Genomic DNA, 3,920 nt, shown 5'->3' with positions numbered 1-3,920 from the left:
CGACCGCCGATGCCGTGTGCCCGGACGGGAAACTCGCCGACGTCGGCATCGGCACATGCCGGTCCACCGTCACCCGCGCCGCCTCCCGGTCCGGCCGTGCCCTGCGCACCAGCCGCTTCCCCAGCAGGTTCGCCGACGCCGAGGCCACGGCGATGGCCCCGACCCCGGCGAGCGCGGCCCGGCGCGGACGTGAGCCGCCGAGCGCGAGAGCGCCCGCGATGGCGAACGAGATCTTCGAGTGGTCGGCCGCGTGGGAGAGCCGGCGCAGCGCCCGGTCCAGCGTGGGCGTCGGCGTGGCGGCCACCGCCGCGTACAGGGCGCCGTCCACCGCCCGCAGGTCGCTCAGCACGGCGGACACCACGCGTTGCAGACCGTCGGCGGGCCGTACGGGTTCCGTGAGCGGACGAGTGACGTTCTGGTCGGTGCTGGTCGGCTCGCTCATTTCTCTCTCCCGCGGTGGCAAGGTGCGGCGGCGGCCCGTGCGGACGGTCCGGGAATCACCAGGTGCCCACCGTACGCGTGATCCATCCCAGGGCCGCGCACAGGGGTCCGGTTCAGTCATACCCCCCACCCGTATGGATTCCCAGGCTCGATCCGCTTGACTTCATACCCCATGGGGGTATCGTGAACTGCATCGAGACCGGTCGGTGACAAGCCGACGGCCCCTTTTCGAGGAGACACGGCCATGCACACCGGAGTGAAGATCACCGCGTTCGCGGCGGCCCTGGCCGCCACCTTCGGCACGGCGTACGGCGTCGGTCAGGGACTGGACCCGGTCGTCGCCGAGCCCGCCCCCGCGCACGACGAGAAGCACACGCCGGCCTCACCGCCGGGGAAGGGAGGCGACGGTCACGGCGGACACCAGACCGCCCCGGCCGGCGGGCTGCAGATCTCCGAGGGCGGCTACACCCTCGATCTGCACACCCCGCGCGTCACCGCCGGTGAGCGCGGCGACCTGCGGTTCACCGTCCGGGACGCGGACGGCCGGGCCGTCACCGACTACCGCCGGGAGCATGACAAGGAACTCCACCTCATCGTGGCCTCCCGCGATCTGCTCACCTACCGCCACCTGCACCCCAGCCGTGCCGCCGACGGCACCTGGAGCACCCCCGTCGATCTGCCCCGGGCGGGCGGCTACCGGGTCTTCGCCGACTTCACCCCGGCGCGGCACAACGCCGGCAACCTCACCCTCGGAGCCGACCTCGCTGCGTCCGGCCCCTACCGCCCCGAGGAGCTGCCGAAGCCCGAGCGCACCGCCCGAGTCGACGGGTACGAGGTCGAGCTGAACGGTGCCCTGCGGCCCGGCAAGGCCGGGGAACTGCGGCTGAGCGTCTCCCGCGGCGGCAAGCCCGTCACCGACCTCCAGCCCTACCTCGGCGCCTACGGCCATCTGGTGGCCCTGCGCTCCGGAGACCTCGCCTATCTGCATGTGCACCCGGGCGGCGAACCCGGCGACGGCACCACGAAGCCCGGCCCGGCGATCTCCTTCACGGCCACGGCACCCAGCAGCGGCAGCTACCGGCTGTTCCTGGACTTCAAGCACGACGGCGTCGTCCGCACCGCGGCGTTCACCGTCCACGCCGGCGCGGTCGCCGCCGACCCCTCCGGGTCCTCCGATTCCGCCCCGGAGCCCGGCACGACCGGGCACTCCGACGACGGCCACGGTCACTGAGGCACGGGGACCGGGCGTGCCCTCAGCCCAGCGCCCGGTCCAGATTGAACGCCGCGCTGATCAGCGCGAGATGCGTGAACGCCTGCGGGAAATTGCCCTGTTGCTCACCGGTGTGGCTGATCTCCTCGGCGTACAGGCCGAGATGGTTGGCGTAGGTGAGCATCTTCTCGAAGGCGAGCGACGCCTCGTCGAGGCGTCCGGCGCGGGTCAGCGCCTCGACGTACCAGAACGAGCAGATGGAGAACGTCCCCTCGTCGCCGCGCAGCCCGTCCGGGCTCACCTGCGGGTCGTAGCGGTAGACCAGCGAGTCCGACACCAGTTCCGCGGTGAGGGAGTCCAGCGTGGACAGCCACTTCGGGTCGGTCGGCGCGATGAACTTCGACATCGGCATCATCAGCACCGCCGCGTCCAGCACGTCCCCGTCCTCCTGCTGCACGAACGCCCGGCGCTCCTTCGACCAGCAACGGCTCATGATCCTGCGGTAGATGGCGTCGCGGCTCGTCAGCCAGCGGCCCAGGTCGGCGGGCAGGCCACGGCGGTTGGCCATGCGGACGGCCCGTTCGATCGCCACCCAGCACATCAGCCGTGAGTACAGGAAGTTCTTGCGCCCGCCGCGGGTCTCCCAGATGCCCTCGTCGGGCTGGTCCCAGTGCGCGCACACCCAGTCGACCAGCGCGCACACGTTCTCCCACTGCTCGCTGGAGATCGGCTCGGCCCACTTGTCATAGAGGTAGATGGAGTCGATCAGCGCCCCGTAGATGTCGAGTTGCAGCTGGTCGGCCGCCGCGTTGCCGACCCGGACCGGCGCCGAGCCCTGGTGGCCCTCCAGATGAGGGAGTTCCCGTTCGGGCAGGTCGGTGCGGCCGTCGATGCCGTACATGATCTGCAGCGGTCCCGAGGGGCTGCCGTCGCCCGGGCTGATGTGCCGGGAGACGAAGCCCATGAACGCCTCCGCCTCCTCGGTGAAACCCAGCCGCAGCAGCGCGTACACGCAGAACGCCGCGTCGCGCACCCACACATAGCGGTAGTCCCAGTTGCGTTCCCCGCCGATCTCCTCGGGCAGGCTGGTCGTCGGCGCTGCCACGATCGCGCCGGTCGGCTCGTAGGTGAGCAGCTTGAGGGTGAGGGCGGAGCGGTGCACCATCTCCCGCCAGCGGCCCCGGTAGCGGGAGGAGGACAGCCAGCGTCGCCAGTAGCGCACCGTGGCGCCGAACTGCTCCTCCGCCTCCGCGCACGCGCATCCGCGCGGCGGCACGTCGGCGCCGACCTGGTCCAGCGCGAACACCGCCGCGTCGCCCTCGGTCAGCTTGAAGTCGGCGCGCACGTCCTGCCCGTCGCCCTCCATGGCTACGGTCGCGGTGAGCGCCAGCGCCATGGTGCCGGCGTCGAAGACGGCCGTGTCGCCGGTCAGGCTCAGGGTGTGCGGCCGGGCGCCGTAGTCGAAGCGGGGCGCCACCCGGCTGCGGAAGGGCACCGACCCGCGCACGCACAGCACCCGCCGGATCAGCCGGTGCCGGCCCTCCTTGGCCGCCGCGCCCGCGATCGGCATGAAGTCCTGTACCTCGCCGACGCCCTCCTCGGTGAAGAAGCGGGTGATCAGGACGTTGGTGTCGGGGAAGTAGAACTGCTTGGTGCGCGCGGGGGCGGCCGCCGCCAGCTCGAAGCAGCCACCGCGCTCGGCGTCCAGGAGCGCGGCGAAGACACTGGGCGCGTCGAAGGACGGACAGCAGTACCAGTCGATCGTGCCGTCGGTCCCCACCAGGGCGACACTGCGCAGGTCGCCGATCAGCCCGTGATCGGCGATCGGCACGTACCGCCGCGCCCCGGACGTATGACGCTCTCCGGCCGTCGCACCCATGGCAGCCTCCCGGACCCGCACACGGGCCATCCCTGCCAGCTTAGGCAGGATGCCGGCAGGACCACGACCGCGGCGGAGCCGCCCCGGGGTCCCGCTCAGATCACGAGGGTCGGCGTGCCGAGGGGTGCCGGTCGGACCAGCTCGCTCAGGAGTGCCGCTCGGATCACGACGCCCGCTCGCCCAGGGTGCCGCTCCACATACGACGGCCGTGCACCCAGGGCCTTCGCCCCAGATCACGACGCTCCGCTCGCCCGGAGCAGCCGCTAGGCCCTGTCGTCAAATCCCCGTCGTCCGCCCGGAGGGCGGGCCTGGCGGCGGCGTGGGGGCACCTCCCGCCCGAGCCGTGCGAAGCGCGGTTCGAGGGTGGGGGAGCGTGCTCTCGGCGTGCCG

General features: G+C 72.1%; 3 protein-coding genes. 1 reads left to right on the top strand and 2 read right to left on the bottom strand.

What is annotated here, in order from left to right:
• The coding region (locus N4P33_RS33610; RefSeq protein WP_260830716.1) for a phosphatase PAP2 family protein at positions 1 to 442 on the bottom strand (442 nt) is incomplete at its 3' end.
• Positions 443 to 685: 243 nt separating this feature from the next.
• Here N4P33_RS33610 and N4P33_RS33605 point away from each other — a divergent pair.
• Positions 686 to 1,672: a DUF748 domain-containing protein gene (locus N4P33_RS33605; RefSeq protein ID WP_260830715.1), complete on the top strand. Its 987-nt coding sequence runs from the start codon at positions 686 to 688 to the stop codon at positions 1,670 to 1,672.
• Between the two features lie 22 nt (positions 1,673 to 1,694).
• Here the strand turns inward: N4P33_RS33605 and N4P33_RS33600 are convergent, their stop codons facing one another.
• Positions 1,695 to 3,530: a glycoside hydrolase family 15 protein gene (locus tag N4P33_RS33600; protein ID WP_260830717.1), complete on the bottom strand. Its 1,836-nt coding sequence runs from the start codon at positions 3,528 to 3,530 to the stop codon at positions 1,695 to 1,697.
• Positions 3,531 to 3,920 lie beyond the last annotated feature (390 nt).

The organism is Streptomyces sp. 15-116A, from assembly GCF_025290915.1.
In the GTDB taxonomy this organism is placed as follows: domain Bacteria; phylum Actinomycetota; class Actinomycetes; order Streptomycetales; family Streptomycetaceae; genus Streptomyces.
This window is presented reverse-complemented; position numbering and strand designations above follow the sequence as displayed.

Coding starts and splice junctions, on each gene's coding strand:
- N4P33_RS33605 (WP_260830715.1), top strand. CDS start 686: ATGCACACCGGAGTGAAGATCACCGCGTTCGCGGCGGCCCTGGCCGCC.
- N4P33_RS33600 (WP_260830717.1), bottom strand. CDS start 3,530: ATGGGTGCGACGGCCGGAGAGCGTCATACGTCCGGGGCGCGGCGGTAC.